This is a genomic window from Phenylobacterium sp. CCH9-H3 (assembly GCF_001557235.1).
Lineage (GTDB): Bacteria > Pseudomonadota > Alphaproteobacteria > Caulobacterales > Caulobacteraceae > Phenylobacterium.
In genome coordinates this window covers 1-19962 of the sequence record NZ_LSJI01000008.1, presented here as the reverse complement: position 1 = coordinate 19962, position 19962 = coordinate 1, and the positions used below count along the sequence as shown (strand labels likewise).

The window sequence follows — 19962 nt, the reverse complement described above, 5'->3', positions numbered from 1 at the left end:
GCAAACACACGATAGCGACCCTCAGACCGCACACGGTCCAGAGCACTACGGAAGGTTTCCCTGTAATCCATCGACTTGTTCCCGGTGCGCGTTCTTGAGAGCGCGCTGTCCCCGGCCCCTGAAATACGCCCGCCTTTTGGCGCCGCGATTTCACCTTGTCCATAAAATCAAAGGTCGCAGGCCCTGCAACTTTCGTGACCGGTTCTGCAGAATTCGTGAGTGACGGCGGGCATCCGCCGAGACGCGCGACGATGCTCTCGGCGAACGCTTCTCATTCTCGCACAGCGGGGCCTTGCGAGGTCAGGCCCGCGGCGGCGCATTCCCCCGGAGCATCTCGAGAATCGCCGAGAAGTCCTTGGTCCCGCCGCCCAGGCGATCAAACAGTGCGTAGAGGCCCTCCGCGGTCGCGCCGAGCGGCGTCGCGGCGCCGGCCTTCGCGGCCGCCTCCTGGGCCAGCTTAAGGTCCTTCAGCATCATGGCGGTGGCGAACCCGCCCTCGTAGTTGCGATTCGAGGGCGCGGCGGGCACCGGCCCCGGGAACGGGCAGTAGCTGGTCAGGCTCCAGCACTGGCCGGAGGATTTGGACGCGATCTCGAAGAACCGCTCGCCCTCCAGGCCCAGCTTCTCGGCCAGGGCGAAGGCCTCGCACACTCCGATCATCGAGATGCCCAGGACCATGTTGTTGCAGATCTTGGCCGCCTGCCCCGCCCCGTGGTCGCCGGCCCGGATGGTGGCCCGGGACATGGGCGCGATCGTCGCCTCGACCTCGGCGAAGTCGGCCTCGTCGCAGCCGACCATGAAGGCCAGGGATCCGGCCTCGGCCGCGGCCGTCCCGCCCGACACCGGCGCGTCGGCGAAGCGGAAGCCGGCGGCCTTGGCTTGCGCCGCCACCGCGCGGGCGCTCTCGACGTCGATAGTGGAGGAATCGATCAGCAGCGCCGACCTGGGCGCATTGGGCAGGATCTGCTCGGCGTACACCTGCCGCACGTGCGGTCCCGCCGGCAGCATGGTGATGACGGCGTCGACGCCCTTCACGGCCTCGGCCGCGGACGCCGCCCGGCCGCAACCGGCGGCGGCCGCCTTGTCCAGCGCCGCCGCCGAGAGGTCGAAGGCCACGACCTCGCGCCCCGCCTTCGCCTGGTTGGCGGCCATTCCGCCGCCCATGTTGCCTAGGCCGATGAACGCGACGCGGGTCATGGAGTCCTCATGGATTATCTGGGCTTGCGGAATTTGTAGACGAACTGGTCGGTGTGGCCGCGGAGCGAGGCGTCGAACACGCCCTTAGTGTGGTCGTCGGCCGGGTTGGCCAGGGCCTTGCTCTCGCCTTCGAACTTGAAGCCGGCCGCCTCGACCGTCTTGCGCACGGCCGCCGGGTCGATCCGGTGCAGGGTGTTGGCCGTGGGCCCGACCTCGGCGCCCGGGGCCGCAACGTGGTCGAGCACGATGAACACGCCGCCCGGCTTGACGCTGTCGTAGATCGTCTTCACCGCCGCCGGCACGTCGAGATTGAACCGCGTCAGGTAGAGGTCGTGATAGTTCTGCGAGGTCCAGAACACGTCCACCTGTTCGGGGAGCTGGAAGCTGCCGATGCCGGTCGAGACGACGGTGATGTTGCCGTACTGCGGGTCCGCGGCCACGGCCAGGATTGGCGCCGGCGCCGTGGCGTTCGGGGCCGGCGGGTTGGTGACTGCGAAGACCTTGCCGTTCGGCCCCACCGCCTTGGCGAAGATGCGGGTGAAATAGCCGCCGCCGGGGATGAAGTCGGCCACCTTGTCGCCCGGCTTCACGCCGGCGAACTCGAGCATCTCCGCGGGCTTGCGGTCCGCGTCGCGCTTGGTGTCGGCCTCGGGCCGACCCTTGTCGGCGACCGCGGCGGTGACGGCGGCCGACGGCGCGGCGTGGGCCAGCCCGGACGACAGGGCGAGCGCCGCGGCGGCGGCAAGCAGTAGCCTGGTCTTCATGTCGATGTTCCTCCCGCGGCCGGTCTGAAGCCGCCTCCGGTCAAGGTAGAGGCGACCACTCCTCATCGGAAGGGAGAGGGGCGAAAATGGCGTCGAGCGTCGCCTCGTCCACGGCGGACGGCGTCGGCGGGTCCCATTTCGGCGCGTTGTCCTTGTCGACGATCACCGCGCGCACGCCTTCGAGGAAGTCGTGGCGCTGAACGACGCGGGCGCCGATCCGATACTCCATGGCCATGTTCTCCGCGAAGTCCTTGGCCCTGCCGCCCAGCTGGAGCTGGCGGAAGGCGACCTTCAGGGTCTGGGGCGACTTGGTCGCCAGCACCCTCAACTGTTCGCGCGACCAGTCGGTGTCGGCCGCCTCCAGGGCTGCGAAGATGGCCTCGACGCTGTCGCCGGCGAACAGGCGCGCGATCTCGTCCTGGTGCTGGGCCAGGGCCGGCCGGCCGGCGTCGCCTTCGAACTCGGTCAGCAGCGCCTCGGTGCGCTCGGGCTCCGCGATGATGGCGGCCTTGAGCTCCGGGATTCGCGCGCTGTCCACATAGTCGGTGGCGAGTTGCAGGAGTTCGCAGTCCGCCGCCTTGATCCGCGCGCCGGTCAACGCCAGCCACAGCCCCAGATGGTCGGGCATCCGGCTGAGATACCAGCCGCCGCCAACGTCCGGAAACAGGCCGATGCCGGTCTCGGGCATGGCGAAGGTGGTCCGCTCGGTGGCCACGCGGAACCGGCAAGGCCGCGACAGGCCGACGCCGCCGCCCATGGTCACGCCGTCCATGACCGCTACGCGCGGCTTCGGATAGTTGAATAGCAGGTGGTTCAGCCGATACTCGACGAAGAAGAACTCACGCGCGAGCCTGCCGTCGCCGGCCCCGCTCTCGGCCAGCATGCGGATGTCGCCGCCGGCGCAAAAGCCGCGCTCGCCGGAATGGTCGATCAGCACCAGCGCCACCGCCGGGTCGTCCCGCCAGGCCAGCAGGGCCTCGGTCATTCGCCGGCACATGTCGGTGGTCAGGGCGTGCAGCGCCTGGGGCCGGTTCAGGGTGATCCGGCCGACCTGGCCTTCGATGCGCGTGATGACGTCGGGTTCGCTCATGCCCGGAACAGCTCCCGCGCGGTGATCACGCGCATGATCTCATTGGTGCCCTCGAGGATCTGGTGGACGCGCAGGTCCCGGACGATACGCTCCAGCGGATAGTCCCGCAGATAGCCGTAGCCGCCGTGCAGCTGCAGCGCCTGGTTGGCGACCTCGAAGCCGGCGTCGGTGGCGAAGCGCTTGGCCATGGCGCAGTACTGCGTGGCCTTGGGGTTCTTCTGGTCCAGGGCGTGAGCCGCGCGGCGCACCATCAGGCGGGCCGCGTCCAGCTCGGTGGCCATGTCGGCGAGGCGCCACTGGAGGCCCTGGAACGCGGCCAGCGGCTGGCCGAACTGCTTGCGGGTCTCGAGGTAGACCTTGGCGGTGTCGAGGGCGAGGCCCGCGCCGCCCAGGGAGCAGGAGGCGATATTGATCCGCCCGCCATCGAGGCCGGCCATGGCGAACTTGAAGCCTTCGCCCTCGGCGCCGATGCGGTTGGCCTGCGGGACCCGGCAGTCGTCGAAGTTCACCTGGGCGGTCGGCTGGGCGTTCCAGCCCATCTTCCGCTCCTGTGCGCCGAACGACAGGCCCGGCGTCCCCTTCTCGACCACGAACGCCGAGACGCCCCCCGCGCCGTCCCCGCCCGTCCGCGCCATGACCACATAGACGTCCGAGGTCCCGGCGCCGGAGATGAAGGCCTTCGAGCCGTTCAGGACGTAGTGGTCGCCGTCCTTCACCGCCGTGGTCTTCAGGGCCGCCGCGTCGGATCCCGAGCCGGGCTCAGTCAGGGCGTATGAGGCGATCAGCTCCATGGTCGTCAGGCGCGGCAGGTAGCGTAGGCGCAGGTCCTCCGACCCGAACCGGTCGATCATCCACGCGGCCATGTTGTGGATCGAGATGAAGGCGGCGACCGAGACGTCCCCGTAGCTGAGCTGTTCGAACACGATCGAGGCGTCCAGGCGGCTCAGGGCCGAGCCACCAACGTCCTCGCGGACGTAGAGGCCGGCGAAACCCAGTTCGGCGGCGGCGCGCAGCACGTCGACGGGAAGCGTCTTCTCCTCGTCCCAGCGCGCGGAGTGGGGCGCCAGCTCGGCGGCAGCGAAGGCGCGGGCGGCGTCCTCGATGGCGCGCTGGTCTTCGGTGAGATTGAAGTCCATGGCCCGCGGAGTCGCGCGCGGCGTGCGGGGTGTCAATCGTGCGCCGCAGCAGCGCCACACGAGGGTCGTTTTCCCAAGCTCCACTTTAAGTTGGGAGGACGCGGGAATGGCGACCCAAGCGGGATCGGCGCGACTGGCGACGGGACGCCGGCGGGGCTGGGGCCGGGCGCTGCTGCTCTCGGCGGCCCTGCATCTGGTGCTGCTCGGTGGGCTCGCCCTGAGACGCGCCGGGGCCGAGTGGCGCGCGGAGGCGCCGGTCGTCGACGTCCGGCTCGTCCGTCTGCCTCCCCCCGCGGCGATCGAGGCGCGGGCCGCGTCCAGCCCGGCGGCGGGGCGCCCGCCTCGGGACGCAACGGACCAGGCCGCCGCGCCGCCCCAGGCGACGCGCGACGGTGCAAGCCCAGAGACGCCCGCATCGCCCGGGATCGCCATCGATCCCCGCTGGCTTGTGGACCGGAACGGGCCGGCCCCACCGCCGCGGCGCGAGCTCGACGTCGACGCGTTCCAGCCCTGCGACCCGCTGAAGGACCCCAAACGCGAGAGCAAGGCCTGCCGCAAGGTCGACGAGATCGCGGAGAGCGTGACCCGCTCCTACGATCCGCAGCGGGGACAGAGCGCGCTGGCTCGCGAGGCGCGCCACAACGAGGCGGGCAGGCGCTATCGCGAGGCGCCCGGCATGTCGGGCTACTCCGGCATCCGCTGCCACGTCTTCCATCGCTGCTAGCCCTTGCGTCGACCGGCGTCGCGGGTGCAAACCCCCGCGCCATGACCAGAGCTCCCCTCGCCGCCTATCCCGCCCTTCGCATGCGTCGCCTGCGCCAGGCCGACTGGATCCGGCGGATGGTGCGCGAGACGGTGCTGACGCCCAACGACCTGATCTGGTCGATGGTGGTGCACGAGGGCGAGGGAACGGTTCCGGTGGCCTCGATGCCGGGGATCAGCCGCCTGTCGGTCAAGGACGCGGCCGCCGCGGCCAAGGAGGCGCAGGCCCTGGGCATCCCGGCCATCGCCGTCTTCCCGCACATCGACGGCGCCAAGAAGGACGCCACGGGCAAGCTGGCGCATGAGCCCGACGGCCTTGTGGCCACCGCCGTGAAGGCCATGAAGGACGCCGCCCCCGAGGTCGGGATCATGTGCGACGTCGCCCTCGATCCCTTCACTGACCACGGCCACGACGGCCTGTTGGAGAACGGCCGGATCGTCAACGACGCCACCATCGAGGCTCTGGTGAAGCAGGCCCTGGCGCAGGCCAAGGCCGGCTGCGACATCCTCGCGCCCAGCGACATGATGGACGGCCGGGTCGGCGCCATCCGCGCCGCCTTGGAATCCGAGGGTCTGCAGGACGTGATGATCATGTCCTACGCCGCCAAGTACGCCTCGGCCTTCTATGGCCCTTACCGCGACGCCATCGGCTCGGGAAAGCTGGGTACGGGATCCGTGGACAATCCGGGCGACAAGAAGACCTACCAGATGGACTCGGCCAACCACGCCGAGGCCCTGCGCGAGGTGGCCCTCGACATCGCCGAGGGCGCGGACATGGTGATGGTGAAGCCGGGGATGCCTTACCTGGATATCGTCCGCCAGGTGGTCGACGCGTTCGCGATGCCGACCTACGCGTTCCAAGTGTCGGGCGAGTACGCCATGATCATGGCCGCGGCCCAGAACGGCTGGCTGGACGAGGAGCGAGCCATCCTGGAGAGCCTGGGCGGCTTCAAGCGCGCCGGCGCGGCCGGGATCATCACCTATTTCGCGCCTCGCGCAGCCCGGATGCTGGGCGCCTAGGGTCGACCCGCACGGGGGCTGTCGACCTCGGCCACCAGGATGTGGCCCGTGGCCGAGGCGGCGGCGGCCTCGTGGTCCGAGCTCGCCGCCGTCAGCATGAACAGGGTCTTGCCATCGCCGCCGCCGAGCATGCACGCGTAGCAGGGCTGGCCGGTATCGATCACGTCCAGCACCTCCCCGCCCTTCGCGATGCGAAGACATTGCGGCGCGATGGGATTGGCCACCCAGATCGCCCCGTCCGCGTCCAGGCAGATGCCGTCCGGCACGGCGGGCCGGCACGAGGCCCAGACGCGCCGGTTGGCGAGGGCGCCGCCCGACCCGATGTCGAAGGCGGTCAGGACACCGGCGAGGGTCTCGCCGACGATCAGGGTCTTGCCGTCCGGCGTGATCACCGGGCCGTTGGGGAAGTGCATGTCCTCGGCCGCCACCGACACGGCGCCGTCCGGCGCGACGTAGATCAGCTTCGCCGTCGGATGACCGGCCAGGACGCTCTCGACGCCGCGCGCGCGGATCTCCGCGTCCAGGTCGAAGCCGAAGTTGCCGACATAGGCTCCACCGGCGGAATCGACGACCATGTCGTTGCAATGGAAGGTCGCGAACTGGCCCAGCTCCGCATGGACGCCGATCCGGCCGTCCGGCCAGCGTCGCAGCAGCCGGCGCTTGGTCATGGACACGATCAGCATCGAGCCGTCCGGCATCCAGCCCAGACCCGAGGGCTGGTCGTCGATCTCGAACTCGGTGCGCAGGTCGCCGTCCAGCGACACGGACTTCACCGCGTGGGCGTAGAAGTCGCTGAACCACAGCCGGCCCTCGCGCCAGCGCGGCCCTTCGCCGAAATATATGCCCTCGGCCAGCACCCGCGTCGCCCGTCCCATGATGCCGCCTCTCTCCTGAAGGTCTTGGGCGCATGATCGTCGAGGTGGTGGGTGCTGTCATCCGCGATACGGCCGGACGGGTGCTGACGGTGCGAAAGCGCGGCACGGCGCGGTTCATGCTGCCCGGCGGCAAGCGCGAGCCGGGCGAGGACGACCTGGCCGCCCTGGCCCGCGAGCTGCTTGAGGAGCTGGGTGTCCGGCACGTCGCGACCAAGCTCCTGGGTCGTTTCGAGGCGCCGGCGGCCAACGAGCCGGGCGCGACGGTGAGATCCTCGGCCTACTGCGTGGAGATCGTCGGTGAGATTGAAATCGGGGCCGAGATCGAAGAGTGCCTCTGGCTCGACCCGTCCGCGCTGCCGGACGTTCCGCTCGCGCCGCTACTGGCCGGACAGATCCTCCCTGCGCTCAGCGGGGCGCCGACAGCCAGGCCTTCAGGATCGGATTGACCTTCTCCGGCGCCTCCTGCTGCACCCAGTGGGAGACGCCCGGCAGCCGCTGGATGGTCAGGTCGCGGACGTAGGCGTCCGTGCCCTCCAGGAGTTCGATGCCCAGAGCCGCGTCCTCCTCGCCCCAGATGATGAGCGTGGGGGTCTCGATCACCGGCCAGGGCCCGGCCAGCTTGCCCTGCAGGCGGAAGGCGGCGCGGTACCAATTGATCATGCCGGTCATGGCGCCGGGGCGTTGGGCGTCCCGGGCGTAGCGGTCGAGGACGTCGGGCGTGAAGTGGGTCTTGTCGATCGCCATGTCGTAGAAGGCGCGGCGGACGGCCCGGCCGTCGTTCGCGGTGGTGACCCACTCGGGCACGCCCGGCAGCTGGAAGAAGAACATGTACCAGCTCTTCTTCAGCTGGGCCCACGACTTGCGCAGGTGCGCCGCCATCACCGCCGGGTGCGGCACGTTCATGATCACCAGGCGCTCCAGCGGCCGCGGGGCGTTGGCGGCGAAGGTCCAGGCCAGACCCGCGCCCCAGTCGTGCCCGATCAGGGTTACGCGCGTCGCGCCGCTGGCGTCGATCAGGGCGGCCACATCCTCCATCAACCGGTCGATCAGATAGGACGGCACGTCCCGGGGCTTGGGCTCGGTCTCGCCGTAGCCGCGCAGATCCGGCGCCCAGGCCCGGTAGCCCATCTCCGCCAGCAAGGGCAGCTGATGACGCCAGGAGAACCGGCTCTCGGGGAAGCCGTGCAGGCACAGGGCCAGATGATCGCCCTCTCCCGCCTCGTCCACCGCGAACCGGAAGCCGTTGGCCTCGAAGAACCGCGTCTGCATGCCGCCCCTCCTTCTTGTGTTTGACCCCAGGCTTAGAGCCTTGCCGTGGCGGACGCGAAGCCGTCTCGCAGGGCCCTACCCGGCCGTGAAGTAGGTGCTCTCGCGCTCGATGCCGGGCAGCTGGATCACGCCTTGGTAGGTGAAGCCGATCTTCCGCAGCACGGCCATCGAAGCAAAGTTCTCCAGGCTGGTGATCGCGGCGAGTTGGGGGATGCCGAGCGGCCCGCGGGCATGAGCCAGCACCGCGCCCGCCGCTTCCTGGGCATAGCCGCGGCCCCAGGCGCGGGGGGCGAAGGCGTAGCCCACGTCCGGCATGTCCAGCCCCTCGCGCCGAACGAGGCCCGCCAGCCCGACGGGAGCGTTGTCCAGGCGCTGGAGGGTCAGCCACATGCCGAAGCCGTGCTCGCGGTAGCTGCCGATCATCCGCTCGACGATGTAGGCGCGGGCCTCGTCCTCGGTGCGCACGCCGCGATCGCCGATATTCTCCAGGAAACCCGGGGAGTTCAGGAGTTCGAGGATGAACGGCGCGTCGGCCGCCTCGACCTCGCGCAGGATCAGCCGCTCGGTCTCCAGCACAATTCCCAAGGCATCCTCCCGTGCGCACCCGGCGAAACGTCATCTTAACGCGGCCGCCGCAGTTTGCTCGGGAATCAGCGTTAAGCCGGGTGAACCATGGCGGTCGGCGATCAGCCAATCGTAATCAAGAAGGTCAAGAAGGGCGGCGGGGGCGGACACCACGGCGGCGCCTGGAAGGTCGCCTACGCCGACTTCGTGACCGCCATGATGGCGTTCTTCCTGCTGATGTGGCTCATCAACACCACCAGCCCGGAGCAGAAGCGCGGCATCGCCGACTATTTCGCCCCGGCCAGCGTCTCTCAGACCATGTCCGGCGCGGGCGGCATCCTGGGCGGCGCGGCGCTGGGTAAGGACGGCTCGAAGAGCGCCGGGTCCAACGACGTGCTTGAAGAGCTCGCGCCCTCGTCCCCCAACCCGAACGACGGCGACTCCCGGGAAGGCGCGAAGCGGCAAACGCCCGAAGAGGCGGCCGCCGCGGCCCAGATGCAGGCCGAGCAGCAGCGCGAGGAGGCCATGTTCGCCTCGGCCGCGCAGTCGTTGCGCCAGGCGCTGCAGTCGATGCCGGAACTGGCGGAGCTGTCGAAGAACATCATCATCGACGAAACGCCCGAGGGCCTGCGGATCCAGCTCGTGGACCAGGAGGGCCGCTCGATGTTCAACCAGGGCTCAGCCCAGCCGAACGACCGGGCCAAGCTTCTGCTGCGTGCGATCTCGAAGGTCATCAACCAGCTGCCGAACCGCATCAGCATCTATGGGCACACGAGCGCCAGCGCCGGCGGCGTGCGGCCGGTGACCGACTGGCAACTCTCGGCGGCGCGCGCCGACGCGTCCCGAGGAGTCCTGCAGGGCGCCGGCGTCGAAGGCGACCGGGTGTATCAGGTCTCGGGCAAGGCGAGCTCGGAGCCGCTCTACCCCGACGATCCGATGCTGCCGGGCAACCGCCGGATCGCCATCGTGTTGTTGCGTGAGGCGCCTGTGCTGCCGGCTAACCCAGGGTTCTAAAGGACGCCTTGCGTACGGCCGCGGCATGACGCCTAATCCCTGCAGGCGTTCTGTTTCGAAAGCGACATCCGGTCCGTGACGCAGCACTTCCCGACCCGACAGCTCCGGTTCTTCCTGACCGCGCCGTCGCCGTGCCCGTACCTGCCCGAGCGGTTCGAACGGAAGGTGTTCGCGCACCTGCCCCTCTCTGACGGCGCCACCGTCAACGACAGCCTGACCCAGGTCGGTTTCCGCCGCTCGCAGAACATCGCCTATCGCCCCGCCTGCGAGGCCTGCTCGGCCTGTGTCTCGGCGCGGCTTCCGGCGGCCGACTACGTCTTCTCCCGTTCCGAGCGGAAGATCCTGGCTCGCAACGAGGACATCGAGCGCCATTTGGTCGAAGCCGAGGCGACCATGGAGCAGTTCGACCTGCTTCGCCGCTACCTGCTGGCCCGGCACGCGGACGGCGGCATGGCCGAGATGACTTGGCCCGACTACGTCGCCATGGTCGAGGACACTGCGGTCCGCACCCACATCATCGAGTACCGCATCCGCTCGAAGGACGGCGGGCCCGGGGACCTGATCGCCTGCGCGCTGGTCGACCTGATGAGCGACGGCCTGTCGCTGGTCTACAGCTTCTACGACCCGACGCTCTCGCGCCGCAGCCTCGGCTCGTTCGTGATCCTGGACCATGTGATCCAGGCGGGGCTCACCAGCCTGCCCTACGTTTACCTGGGCTACTGGGTCCGGGGGTCCGAGAAGATGGACTACAAGGTCCGCTTCAGCCCGATCGAGCTTCTGAAGCCGGACGGCTGGACGCTGGCGTCGGCGCGCGAGCTCAAGGCCCTGGACAACCGCGCCTGACCTGGGGACGACGCGCCGCAAGCGGTGGCGCCCGGCGGCCGGGCGGCCTAAGTTCCGGCCCGTGACCGCAACCAACCGACCACACCCATGGCGCGGCAGCTTCGGCTGAGCCTGGGGCGCGAGGCGCCTCCGTCCTTCGACGACTTCGCGCGCGGTCCGTCGAACGCGGACGCGGTCGCCGCCGTGCAGGCCTGGCCGGCCTGGCGCGACGGTTGCCTGGCTCTGGTCGGGCCCAAGGGCGCCGGCAAGAGCCACCTGGCCCGGGCCTGGGCGGAGGCGGCGGACGCCCTGATCTTCGACCCGGGAAGCCCCGATGTGATGGCGGCGTCGGGCCGTCCCGTCCTGCTGGAGGACGCCGACCGCGGGGTCTCCACCGAAGGCCTGTTCCACCTGATCAACCTCGCGGCGCGGGGCGAGGCCGGTGGACTGCTGCTGACGGCCCGCACCCTGCCCGCCACCTGGCCGACCGCCCTGCCCGACCTGCGCTCGCGGCTGAATGCCCTGCCGGTCGCGGAAATCGCATCGCCCGACGACGAGGTGCTGGAAGGCGTTCTGCGGCGGTTCTTCCGCGATCGCAACATCCGCCCGCCGGAGGCGGTCTATCCCTACCTGCTGGCCCGGATGGGCCGGTCGATCCCGGACGCGGCCGAGGTCGTGCGACGTCTGGACGAGGCGGGCGACGAGGGGTTCCGGCCCGTGACCCGCGTGCTCGCAAGGCAGATCCTGGAAGGCTGAAACGGCCCGCCGTGCAGGCGGCGGCCGCGTCAGGCCGCAGAATATTTTCCCGCACGATAGACAAGACGATTTGTTTTCCTGCACTGGTTGCCCGCGTGGCGCGCTGGCCACGTTTCCGAGGCCCGCCGCATGCTTGCGCGGAAACCGGTCAAGGCCGCCCCGGAGCTGGAACTCAAGTTCCAGCTCGGCGCCGGCGCCGTCGAGGCGCTGCAGGGGGAGGCTTTTCCCCTGGCCGGGGGCAGCGTCGCCCAACTTCACGCCACCTATTTCGACACGCCGACGCACACGCTCCGCGACGGGGGGTTCAGCCTGCGGGTGCGGCGAAAGGGCGACAACCACGTCCAGACGCTCAAGCACCGCGCCGGGGGCGGCCTCTTCGAGCGGGACGAGTGGGAGGTCGAGACGCCCGGGCCGGACCTCGACCTGGCGGCGCTGGCGGGGACGCCGGCGCTGGCCACGATCGGCGAGGCGCCCCTGGCCCCCGCCTTCACGGTGGAGGTCGAGCGCCGGACGCACGTCTGGACGCGAGGCAGAACCCGCATCGAAGTGGTGTTTGATACGGGCCTGATCGTGGCCGGCGAACGCCAGGAGCCGATCGCGGAGATGGAGCTGGAACTGCTGGCCGGCGCGCCGCAGGACCTGTTCGACCTGGCCCGCGAGCTCCAGGCCAAGGCGGCCCTGACCCTGGCGTTCGAGAGCAAGGCCGAGCGCGGCTATCGGCTGGCCGGCCACGACGGAGTCGCCGCCCTCAGGGCACAAGCCTCGACGGTGCTGCCGGAGACGACCGGCGGGGAGGCCTTCCAGCAGGTCGCCCGGGAGGCGCTCGTCCAGATCGCGGGGAATGCCCGGCTGCTGCAGCGGGCGCACAATCCCGACGTCCTTCACCAGATGCGGGTGGGACTGCGCCGCCTGCGCGCGGCCCTGTCGGTGTTCAAGGCGATGCTGGACGCCGAGGGCCTGAACGCGGCGCGGATCGAGACCCGCTGGCTGGCGGGCGAGCTGTCCGAAGCCCGCGACATCGACGTCTTCCTGCAGCGGGCCGCCACGCCGGACGAGATCGACGAGAGCCCGGGGCGCGCCGCCTTCTTCCGCGCCCTGCGCATCGCCCAGGCCGAGGCCTACGAGCGCGCCCTGGCGGCCGTCCGGTCCCAGCGCTTCCGGACCTTGCTGCTGACCCTGGCCGAGTGGATCGAGGTCGGCGGGTGGCGGCGGCTCGCCAATGACGAGCAGCGCGCCCTGCGCGAAGGCCTGGCGGCCGACCTGGCGGCGCCTGTGCTGGACAAGTTGGACCGGCGGCTGAGGCGCAGGTCTCGCCGGTTCCTGAAGATCGACGCCGAGGCGCGGCACGACCTGCGCAAGCAGGCCAAGAAGCTGCGCTACGCCGCCGCGTTCTTCGGCGATGCGTTCCCTCGCCATCCCAAGCGCCGCCAGCGCTTCGTCGCGGCCCTCAAGGCGCTGCAGGACCAGATGGGCGAGCTGAACGACATGGCCGTGGCGCGCGCCGTGGCCATGCGGGCGGTGGGGCGGCGGTCGGGCGAACTGGCCTTCGCCGCCGGACTGGAGGTCGGGCGCCTGACCGGCGAGGAAGACCGGGTGTTGGAAGCAGCCAACGCGGCGCTCAAGGCGTTCCGCAGGATCAAACCCTTCTGGTCGTCTTCAGACGGCCGCAATGAGGACCTTAACCTTTCCCGCGCACGCTTGCGCAGCGTCTGACGCACTCAGGGAATCAGAATGTCTCCGCCGAACGATGTCGCACCGATGAGCGCCCCGAGCCCGGCGCCCGCCGAGGCGGCCGCGGCGGCGGTCGAGGATCTCAAGGCCAGCCCCGCCCGCTTCTTCAATCGCGAGCTCTCGTGGCTGGCGTTCAACCGCCGGGTGCTCGCCGAGAGCATGAACCCGCGTCACCCCCTCCTCGAGCGGCTGCGTTTCCTGGCGATCAGCGCCAACAACCTGGACGAATTCTACATGGTCCGCGTGGCGGGCCTGAAGGCGCAGGTGCGCGAAGGCGTGCGGGTGGTGAGCCAGGACGGCCTGACCGCCGCCGAACAGCTGCTGCGGGTCAACGAGGCCGCCGCCGACCTGATGGCGGACCAGCAGACCCGTTGGCGGGAACTGTGCGCCGAACTGGCGGGTGAAGGCCTGCGCTATGTCTCCGCCTCGGAGGTGACGCCGGCCGAGCGGGCGGGCCTGGAGGAACGGTTCCTGACCGAGCTGTTCCCGGTGCTGACGCCCCTGGCCATCGATCCGGCGCACCCGTTCCCGTTCATCCCCAACCTGGCCTTCTCGCTGGTGCTGAAGATCCGCCGCACGTCGGACGGACGGCAGCTCTATGCCCTGGCCCCCCTCCCGGCCCAGGTGGCGCGGTTCTGGGACATTGCGCCCGGACGGCCTTCGACGCGCCGCAGGCAGCAGCGGCGGGTGATCTCGCTGGAGAGCATGGTCACCCTCTTCCTCGACCACCTATTCCCCGGCTGCGAGATCGAGGAACAGGGCGTCTTCCGGCTGATCCGCGACTCCGACGTGGAGATCGAGGAAGAGGCCGAGGACCTGGTGCGCGAGTTCGAGGCCCGGCTGAAGCAGCGCCGCCTGGGTTCGGTGGTGCGCGTCGAGCTGGAGGCCTCGACGCCCGAGGAGCTGCGCGGCTTCATCTCCGCCAGCCTGCACGCCAATCCGGAAGACATCATCGTCATGGACGGCCTGCTGGGCCTGGACGAGCTGACCCAGCTCATCCCGTCGGACCGGCCGGACCTGAAGTTCAAGCCCTTCACCCCGCGGTTCCCCGAGCGGATCCGCGATCACGGCGGCGACTGTTTCGCGGCGATCCGCGAGAAGGACATCCTGGTCCACCATCCGTTCGAGAGCTTCGACGTGGTGGTGCAGTTCCTTCGGCAGGCCGCCCGCGACCCCAACGTCCTGGCCATCAAGCAGACGCTGTATCGCACGTCCAAGGACAGCCCCATCGTGGCGGCGCTGATCGAGGCGGCCGAGAACGGCAAGAACGTCACCGCCCTCATCGAGATCAAGGCGCGGTTCGACGAGGAGGCCAACCTGAAGTGGGCCCGGGACCTGGAGCGCGCCGGCGTGCACGTGGTCTACGGCTTCATCGAGTACAAGACCCACGCCAAACTCTCGACGGTGGTCCGCAAGGAAGGCGACACGCTGCGCAGCTATTGCCACTTCGGCACGGGCAACTATCACCCGATCACGGCGCGCATCTATACGGACCTGTCGCTGTTCACCACCGACCCGCCCTTCGGCCGCGACTCGGCAAAGCTGTTCAACTTCATCACCGGCTATGCCCAGCCCGTGGGGCTGGAGCGCCTCTCGTTCTCGCCGGTCACCATGAAGCGCGACCTGCTGCGGCTGATCGGCCAGGAGGCGACGAACGCCAAGGCGGGCAAGCCCGCGGCGATCTGGGCCAAGATGAACTCGCTGGTGGACCCGGAAATCATCGACGGGCTGTACGCGGCCAGCCAAGCGGGCGTGCCCATCGACCTCGTGATCCGCGGCATTTGCTGCCTGCGACCGGGCGTGCCGGGCCTGTCGGACAACATCCGGGTGAAGTCGATCGTCGGCCGCTACCTCGAGCACGGGCGGATCGTGGCCTTCGCCAACGGCCATGCCATGCCCTCGCAGCACGCGCGGCTCTACATGTCCTCGGCCGACTGGATGCCGCGCAACCTCGACCGCCGCGTCGAGGTCATGACGCCTATCGAGAACCCGACGGTGCACCAGCAGGTCCTGCAACAGATCATGGTGGCGAACCTGAAAGACGAAGCGCAAAGCTGGACCCTCGACGCCGACGGCCGCTATAGGCGTGATCCTGCCTGGGACCACCCGAACGCCTTTTCGGCGCACGAGTATTTCATGACCAATCCCAGCCTTTCCGGTCGCGGGCAGAAAGTGAAGGACATGCCGCGCGCGATCGAAAATGTGGCCACGCGGGGATAGCTCCGGCCGGGCCGAGGGCCGCCAGGCGGCCGTCATCGACGTCGGGTCCAACTCCGTGCGCCTGGTCATCTACCGGGTCGACGGGCGCGCGCTCTGGACCATCTACAATGAGAAGGTCGTGGCGGGCCTGGGCAAGGACCTGACCACCACCCGCCGCCTGTCGCCCGAGGGCGTCGAGGCGGCCGTCGGCGCGCTTCGCCGGTTCCGGGCCCTGCTCGAGGGTTGGCGGGCCGAGGAAGTCACCGCGTGCGCGACGGCTGCGGTGCGCGAGGCCGCGGACGGAAAGGCCTTCCTGAAGCGGGTGATGGACGAGACCGGCCTCGAGGTGCGCGTGCTCTCCGGCGAGGAGGAGGCCCGCTACGCCGCCCTGGGTGTCGTGTGCGGCCAGCCCGACGCGCAAGGGGTGGTGGGCGACCTGGGCGGCTCCAGCCTGGAGCTGGTGCGCCTGAACGGGTTCAACAACATCGAGGGCGTGACCCTGCCGCTGGGCCCCTTCGCGCTCGGCGCGCCCAAGGCCATGAACCTGGAGCGCACGCGGCGGCTGATCGACGACCGGCTGGCGCCGCTGGCCAGTCGTTACTCCAGCCCGGAGTTCCACGCGGTGGGCGGGGCGTGGCGGAACCTGGCGCTGCTGCATATGCAGCTCGTGAAGTACCCGCTGCACGTGGCGCACCAGTACGAGATCGGCGGCGCCGACGCCCTGGACCTGGCGCGGTTCGTCCAGCGGCAGTCCCGTTCGTCCTTGGAGGGCATCGAGGGCCTGTCCAAGAAGCGGTTCGACACCCTGCCCTATGCGGCGGCGGTGCTGGACCGGCTGATCGAGCGGCTGGGGATCGAGAAGATCGTGATCTCGGCCTACGGGGTGCGCGAGGGCCTGCTGCTGGAGGGCATGGCGCCCGAGGTCCGCCAGCTCAATCCGCTGATCGAGGGCTGCGAGGCCCTGGTGGCCCACCGCGGCCTGGCGCCCGGACTGGGGCCGGCGATCGAGGCCTGGATCGGGCCGCTGTTCGAGGCGCTGCCGCCGCTGTTCGAGGGCCGCGACGGCGTGCTGCTGGCGGCGGCCTGCCGGCTTGCGGACCTCGGCGCCTTCCTCCACCCCGACCACCGGGCCGACCTGGCGTTCGAGCAGGTGCTGCGCGCGCCGCTGGCGGACATGAACCATGCCGAGCGCGCGTTTCTCGCCAATGTCGCCTTCGCCCGCCATTCCGCCGCCCCGCAGCCGCCGGACGCCTCGGCCGTGGGCCGCGTCCTGACGCCGGAGCGGCGGCAGCGCGCCCGGGCCATCGGGGCGGCGATCCGGCTCGCCTGCGACCTGTCCGCCCGCAACGCACGCCTGCTGGAGAAGTCGGCCGTGACGATCCGGGGCGATCGCCTGTCGCTCACCGCGCTCGCGGCGTGGGAGGACATGCTGCTGGGCGAGCAGACCACCCGCCGCGCCCAGGCGCTGGCCCAGGCGCTGAAGCTCAAGCTCGAGATGGGCTGAGCCGAGGAAATGGGGGATGGCCTTGAGGCTGTCCCCCACCCGCAGGCCCTCGGCACCGCTCGCGCGGAGCGCAGCCGTAAGGCCGCAAATGAAGAGGGCGGCGCCCCGGTCGCCCGGAACACCGCCCTCTAGAACAGATCCGTTGGGGGACCTGTGCCTGCTGGTGGGGTGGGACCTCGGCCGCGCCGGTCGCCCGGCTTGGCTCCGCTCCGTCTCCCGTGCCGCTCCGTCCCGCTGGACCCGGGTCGCCCCGGAGCCTTGATCTGGAGGGCCGCCTGCCCGCTTGGCCTCCCGGTCGCCCGGTCCGCCGCGCCGCAGTTCCTCTCGGCAAGGAGAGGTTCACTCAAGGCCGGCCGGGCCGCAACCTTGTCTTGCGACAGCCCTGTGAACGGCCCGTGGCGCCGGCGGTGCACAGCCTGTGGACAAGGGCGGGACGGGTCCGAAAAGCCGTGCGAACTCCGTTATTTGATCTTGTCCTCAGGATCAGCCCGCGGCCGCCGCCCGCGGCGCGCGACGGACCTCGACCACACGCACCCGCGCGCCGTCCAGCACCAGGGCCAGTTCGCCGCGCTTGAGCTTCAGGGCGTCCTCGCCGAAGGCCTCGCGCCGCCAGCCCTTGAGGGCCGCCACGTCCGCCTCGTCGTCGTTGGCGATCTGCTCCAGGTCCGAGACCGTGGCGATGAGCTTGGAGGCGACGTTGGCCTCCTCCGCCCGGGCCTTGAGCAGCACCTTCAGCAGCTCGACCACGGCGCCGGCGGCCGGCGAGGCCGACTGGCGGGGCTTTTCGACCACGGGGGCGTAGGCCTCGGGGTCCTTCAGCGCCTCGCGGATGGAGGCGATCAGGTCCGGCCCGAAGCGCGAACCCGAGAAGCCCTTGGGCACCGAGCGCAGGCGATCCAGGCCCTCGGCGTCGGTGGGCCCTTGCGTCGCGATCTCGTCGATCGCCTCGTCCTTCAGGATGCGGCCGCGCGGCTGGTCGCGCAGCTGGGCGGTGCGCTCGCGCCAGGCGGCGACGGCGCGATAGACGGCCAGGTACTTGGCGGTGTGCCGGCGCGGGCGCAGCCGCTTCCAGGCGTTCTCCGGCTCGACGTCGTAGTTCGCCGGGTCGGTGAGGTCGTTCATCTCGTCCTGGACCCAGGCGAGGCGCCCTTCCCGCTCCAGCCGATCCCGCAGCATGGGGAACAGCTTGGCCAGGTGGGTCACGTCGGCCAGGGCGTAGGTGAGCTGGTTGTCGGTGAGCGGACGGCGGGCCCAGTCGGTGAAGCGGCTCGACTTGTCGAGCTCGATCTTCAGCATCTGGCGCACCAGGGCGTCGTAGGCGATCTGTTCGCCGAAGCCCGCGGCCATGCCGGCCACCTGGGTGTCGAACAGCGGCCGCGGCATGGCCTGCAGGTTGTTGAAGATTTCCACGTCCTGCCGGGCGGCGTGGAACACCTTCAGGATCGAGGTGTCCCGCATGATGGCCAGGAACGGCTCCAGATCCAGGCCCTCGGCCAGGGGATCGATGGTGGCCTCGGCCGAGGGCGCCGCCGCCTGGATCAGGCACAGCTTCGGCCAGTAGGTGGTCTCGCGCATGAACTCGGTGTCCACGGCGACGAACGGCTGGCCCTTGATCTTATCGCAGAACGCCGCGAGTTCGGCGGTGGTAGTGATAGGCGTCATAAATCAGCTATAGCCCCGCGCGCGGACGACTCCAGTCCGCAAGCGCGTCTCTCTGCACTCCAAGTCCGGGTTCGTAAATGTCCGAACGGCCAAACGGTCTCACCTATGCGCAGGCGGGCGTGTCCATCGACGCCGGCAACGCCCTCGTCGAACGCATCAAGCCGCTGGCGAAATCCACCCGCCGGGCGGGCTCGGAGCCGTCGCTGGGCGGGTTCGGGGCGCTGTTCGACCTCAAGGCCGCCGGCTACGACGACCCGCTGCTGGTCACCACGACCGACGGGGTGGGCACCAAGCTGAAGGTGGCCATCGAGACCGGCCTGCACGGCACCGTGGGCATCGACCTGGTGGGCATGTGCGTCAACGACCTCCTGGCCCAGGGCGCCGAGCCCTTGATGTTCCTGGACTACTACGCCACGGGCAAGCTGGACGTGGAGGCCGCCGCCTCGGTAGTGGCCGGGATCGCCGAGGGCTGCCGGCAGGCGGGCTGCGCCCTGGTGGGCGGCGAGACGGCCGAGATGCCCGGCATGTACGCCGAGGGCGACTACGACATGGCCGGCTTCTGCGTGGGCGCGGTGGACCGGGACAAGGTGATCCCGCGCCTCCCCGACCAGAAGCCGGGCGACGTGCTGGTGGGGCTGGCCTCCTCCGGCCCGCACTCCAACGGCTATTCGCTGATCCGGCGGATCGTCGAGCGCTCGGGCCTTGGCTGGGACGCCCCGGCGCCGTTCGCCGAGGGCAAGAGCCTCGCCGAGGCGCTGCTGGAGCCGACGCGGATCTACATCAAGACCGTGCTGCCGCACCTGAAGGCCGGGCGGATCAAGGGGCTGGCGCACATCACCGGCGGCGGCCTGGTCGAGAACCCGCCGCGGGCCATCGCCGAGGGGCTGGTCCCCCGCTTCGACTGGAACGCCTGGGCGATGCCGCCGGTGTTCGATTGGCTCGCCAAGACGGGCGGGGTCTCGGAGGCCGAGATGCGCCGCACCTTCAACTGCGGCCTGGGCCTGGTGCTGATCGTGGACCCGCACGACCTGCCGGACGTGCTGGAGGGCCTGGTGCGCGACGGCGAGGACGCCTTCGTGGTGGGCGAACTGGCGCAGGGGTAACCGGGCCGAAGGCTCAGGGTCTAACCGCAGAAAACGCAGACAGGCGCAGAAGCGACCAGCGGGAGCGCCCCGGCCCTGTTCTGCGTCTTCTGCGCTTTCTGCGGTTTTCACGTCTTTCGGGCGCTCCCCGGCCTTACGCCGAGCTGTCCCACTCCGCCTCGTCCCAATCGTCGAGCTCGAGTGCGAGGGCCGCTTCGGGCGGGTCGGGCAGGTCGCGCCAGCGGGCGATGGCGGGGGCGTCCATGCCCAGCCGCAGGGCCACGCGGGCCACGTGATCGTCCAGGGGCTCGGCGCCGAAACTGTCGTTGACGACGTCCCGGGCGACCACGGCCTCCAGGTCCTGGCGCACCCAGGCGAAGGCCTGCAGGCGGTCGGCGGCGGCGTGGTCGGCGCCCTCGGCGCCCTCCCCCTCGTCCGGCTCGATCTCGGTTCGCTCGGCCTCGTCCCAGGCCAGGCGCAGGAGCGCGGCGCGCAGCTCGCCGATGCGGCGGGCC

Annotated in this window: 19 protein-coding genes; 10 read left to right on the top strand and 9 right to left on the bottom strand. The window is 70.2% G+C overall.

Annotated features, from left to right (window positions below; genetic code table 11):
* Positions 1-300 precede the first annotated feature (300 nt).
* From mmsB to AX721_RS00160, 4 genes are read right to left on the bottom strand one after another with little or no spacing between them, the layout of a single operon-like run.
* Positions 301-1197 (bottom strand): 3-hydroxyisobutyrate dehydrogenase, encoded by an 897-nt coding sequence (gene mmsB, locus AX721_RS00175; RefSeq protein ID WP_068873906.1) that lies wholly within the window; start codon positions 1195-1197, stop codon positions 301-303.
* A gap of 14 nt (positions 1198-1211) precedes the next feature.
* Entirely contained in the window at positions 1212-1961 is a 750-nt protein-coding gene (locus AX721_RS00170; RefSeq protein ID WP_068873905.1) for a class I SAM-dependent methyltransferase, read from the bottom strand.
* 40 nt (positions 1962-2001) lie between these two features.
* Positions 2002-3051, bottom strand: a complete 1050-nt coding sequence (locus AX721_RS00165) for an enoyl-CoA hydratase/isomerase family protein (RefSeq protein ID WP_068873904.1) — start codon at positions 3049-3051, stop codon at positions 2002-2004.
* The gene (locus tag AX721_RS00160) at positions 3048-4187 is read right to left on the bottom strand and encodes an isobutyryl-CoA dehydrogenase (protein ID WP_068873903.1); all 1140 of its coding nucleotides are present in this window, start codon (positions 4185-4187) and stop codon (positions 3048-3050) included. Before AX721_RS00160 ends, AX721_RS00165 begins: the two co-directional genes overlap by 4 nt.
* A 106-nt stretch (positions 4188-4293) precedes the next feature.
* Here AX721_RS00160 and AX721_RS00155 point away from each other — a divergent pair, with 106 nt between their 5' ends.
* A complete protein-coding gene (locus AX721_RS00155) occupies positions 4294-4911 on the top strand; it encodes a hypothetical protein (RefSeq protein WP_068873902.1) in 618 nt (205 codons plus the stop codon).
* Positions 4912-4952: 41 nt separating this feature from the next.
* Positions 4953-5969, top strand: coding sequence for a porphobilinogen synthase (gene hemB, locus AX721_RS00150; RefSeq protein ID WP_068873901.1), 1017 nt, complete (start codon positions 4953-4955; stop codon positions 5967-5969).
* Here the strand turns inward: hemB and AX721_RS00145 are convergent.
* Entirely contained in the window at positions 5966-6844 is an 879-nt protein-coding gene (locus AX721_RS00145; RefSeq protein WP_068873900.1) for an SMP-30/gluconolactonase/LRE family protein, read from the bottom strand. The two genes, hemB and AX721_RS00145, sit on opposite strands and share 4 nt — an antisense overlap.
* 32 nt (positions 6845-6876) lie before the next feature.
* Here AX721_RS00145 and AX721_RS00140 point away from each other — a divergent pair, with 32 nt between their 5' ends.
* Positions 6877-7290 carry an NUDIX domain-containing protein gene (locus AX721_RS00140; protein WP_068873899.1) on the top strand — a complete coding sequence of 138 codons (414 nt, stop codon included), beginning with the start codon at positions 6877-6879 and terminating at the stop codon, positions 7288-7290.
* On the opposite strand, the gene AX721_RS00135 is transcribed toward AX721_RS00140, so the two are convergent.
* Together AX721_RS00135 and AX721_RS00130 are read right to left on the bottom strand one after the other, a co-directional pair.
* Entirely contained in the window at positions 7250-8113 is an 864-nt protein-coding gene (locus tag AX721_RS00135) for an alpha/beta fold hydrolase (RefSeq protein ID WP_068873898.1), read from the bottom strand. The two genes, AX721_RS00140 and AX721_RS00135, sit on opposite strands and share 41 nt — an antisense overlap.
* A gap of 75 nt (positions 8114-8188) precedes the next feature.
* Positions 8189-8689, bottom strand: coding sequence for a GNAT family N-acetyltransferase (locus AX721_RS00130; protein WP_231733218.1), 501 nt, complete (start codon positions 8687-8689; stop codon positions 8189-8191).
* 96 nt (positions 8690-8785) lie between these two features.
* Between AX721_RS00130 and AX721_RS00125 the strand changes: the two genes are divergently transcribed.
* The 6 genes from AX721_RS00125 to AX721_RS00100 all read left to right on the top strand — a co-directional run bounded on the left by AX721_RS00125 (position 8786) and on the right by AX721_RS00100 (position 16703).
* Positions 8786-9691, top strand: a complete 906-nt coding sequence (locus AX721_RS00125) for a flagellar motor protein MotB (RefSeq protein ID WP_068873897.1) — start codon at positions 8786-8788, stop codon at positions 9689-9691.
* Positions 9692-9766: 75 nt separating this feature from the next.
* On the top strand, positions 9767-10534 hold the full coding sequence (locus AX721_RS00120) for an arginyltransferase (protein ID WP_068873896.1): 768 nt from the start codon (positions 9767-9769) through the stop codon (positions 10532-10534).
* An 87-nt stretch (positions 10535-10621) separates the two neighbouring features.
* The gene (locus tag AX721_RS00115) at positions 10622-11269 is read left to right on the top strand and encodes a hypothetical protein (protein WP_068873895.1); all 648 of its coding nucleotides are present in this window, start codon (positions 10622-10624) and stop codon (positions 11267-11269) included.
* A 129-nt stretch (positions 11270-11398) separates the two neighbouring features.
* Positions 11399-12982 (top strand): CYTH and CHAD domain-containing protein, encoded by a 1584-nt coding sequence (locus tag AX721_RS00110; protein ID WP_068873894.1) that lies wholly within the window; start codon positions 11399-11401, stop codon positions 12980-12982.
* 45 nt (positions 12983-13027) lie between these two features.
* Positions 13028-15220 carry an RNA degradosome polyphosphate kinase gene (locus AX721_RS00105; protein ID WP_231733217.1) on the top strand — a complete coding sequence of 731 codons (2193 nt, stop codon included), beginning with the start codon at positions 13028-13030 and terminating at the stop codon, positions 15218-15220.
* Positions 15201-16703, top strand: coding sequence for a Ppx/GppA phosphatase family protein (locus AX721_RS00100; protein ID WP_068873892.1), 1503 nt, complete (start codon positions 15201-15203; stop codon positions 16701-16703). Before AX721_RS00105 ends, AX721_RS00100 begins: the two co-directional genes overlap by 20 nt.
* Positions 16704-17186: 483 nt before the next feature.
* On the opposite strand, the gene rnd is transcribed toward AX721_RS00100, so the two are convergent.
* Complete coding sequence (rnd, locus tag AX721_RS00095; protein WP_068873891.1) at positions 17187-18365, bottom strand: ribonuclease D; 1179 nt, start codon at positions 18363-18365, stop codon at positions 17187-17189.
* A 77-nt stretch (positions 18366-18442) separates the two neighbouring features.
* Here rnd and purM point away from each other — a divergent pair, with 77 nt between their 5' ends.
* Positions 18443-19468 (top strand): phosphoribosylformylglycinamidine cyclo-ligase, encoded by a 1026-nt coding sequence (purM, locus tag AX721_RS00090; RefSeq protein ID WP_068873890.1) that lies wholly within the window; start codon positions 18443-18445, stop codon positions 19466-19468.
* A 133-nt stretch (positions 19469-19601) separates the two neighbouring features.
* On the opposite strand, the gene AX721_RS27710 is transcribed toward purM, so the two are convergent.
* Positions 19602-19962 (bottom strand): hypothetical protein (locus AX721_RS27710; RefSeq protein ID WP_197422411.1); only part of this gene is annotated, 361 nt, incomplete at its 5' end.

Excerpts from the sequence above, each read along its gene's own strand:
- mmsB (WP_068873906.1), bottom strand. The coding sequence starts at position 1,197 with ATGACCCGCGTCGCGTTCATCGGCCTAGGCAACATGGGCGGCGGAATG.
- AX721_RS00170 (WP_068873905.1), bottom strand. The coding sequence starts at position 1,961 with ATGAAGACCAGGCTACTGCTTGCCGCCGCCGCGGCGCTCGCCCTGTCG.
- AX721_RS00165 (WP_068873904.1), bottom strand. The coding sequence starts at position 3,051 with ATGAGCGAACCCGACGTCATCACGCGCATCGAAGGCCAGGTCGGCCGG.
- AX721_RS00160 (WP_068873903.1), bottom strand. The coding sequence starts at position 4,187 with ATGGACTTCAATCTCACCGAAGACCAGCGCGCCATCGAGGACGCCGCC.
- AX721_RS00155 (WP_068873902.1), top strand. The coding sequence starts at position 4,294 with ATGGCGACCCAAGCGGGATCGGCGCGACTGGCGACGGGACGCCGGCGG.
- hemB (WP_068873901.1), top strand. The coding sequence starts at position 4,953 with ATGACCAGAGCTCCCCTCGCCGCCTATCCCGCCCTTCGCATGCGTCGC.
- AX721_RS00145 (WP_068873900.1), bottom strand. The coding sequence starts at position 6,844 with ATGGGACGGGCGACGCGGGTGCTGGCCGAGGGCATATATTTCGGCGAA.
- AX721_RS00140 (WP_068873899.1), top strand. The coding sequence starts at position 6,877 with ATGATCGTCGAGGTGGTGGGTGCTGTCATCCGCGATACGGCCGGACGG.
- AX721_RS00135 (WP_068873898.1), bottom strand. The coding sequence starts at position 8,113 with ATGCAGACGCGGTTCTTCGAGGCCAACGGCTTCCGGTTCGCGGTGGAC.
- AX721_RS00125 (WP_068873897.1), top strand. The coding sequence starts at position 8,786 with ATGGCGGTCGGCGATCAGCCAATCGTAATCAAGAAGGTCAAGAAGGGC.
- AX721_RS00115 (WP_068873895.1), top strand. The coding sequence starts at position 10,622 with ATGGCGCGGCAGCTTCGGCTGAGCCTGGGGCGCGAGGCGCCTCCGTCC.
- AX721_RS00110 (WP_068873894.1), top strand. The coding sequence starts at position 11,399 with ATGCTTGCGCGGAAACCGGTCAAGGCCGCCCCGGAGCTGGAACTCAAG.
- AX721_RS00105 (WP_231733217.1), top strand. The coding sequence starts at position 13,028 with ATGAGCGCCCCGAGCCCGGCGCCCGCCGAGGCGGCCGCGGCGGCGGTC.
- AX721_RS00100 (WP_068873892.1), top strand. The coding sequence starts at position 15,201 with ATGTGGCCACGCGGGGATAGCTCCGGCCGGGCCGAGGGCCGCCAGGCG.
- rnd (WP_068873891.1), bottom strand. The coding sequence starts at position 18,365 with ATGACGCCTATCACTACCACCGCCGAACTCGCGGCGTTCTGCGATAAG.
- purM (WP_068873890.1), top strand. The coding sequence starts at position 18,443 with ATGTCCGAACGGCCAAACGGTCTCACCTATGCGCAGGCGGGCGTGTCC.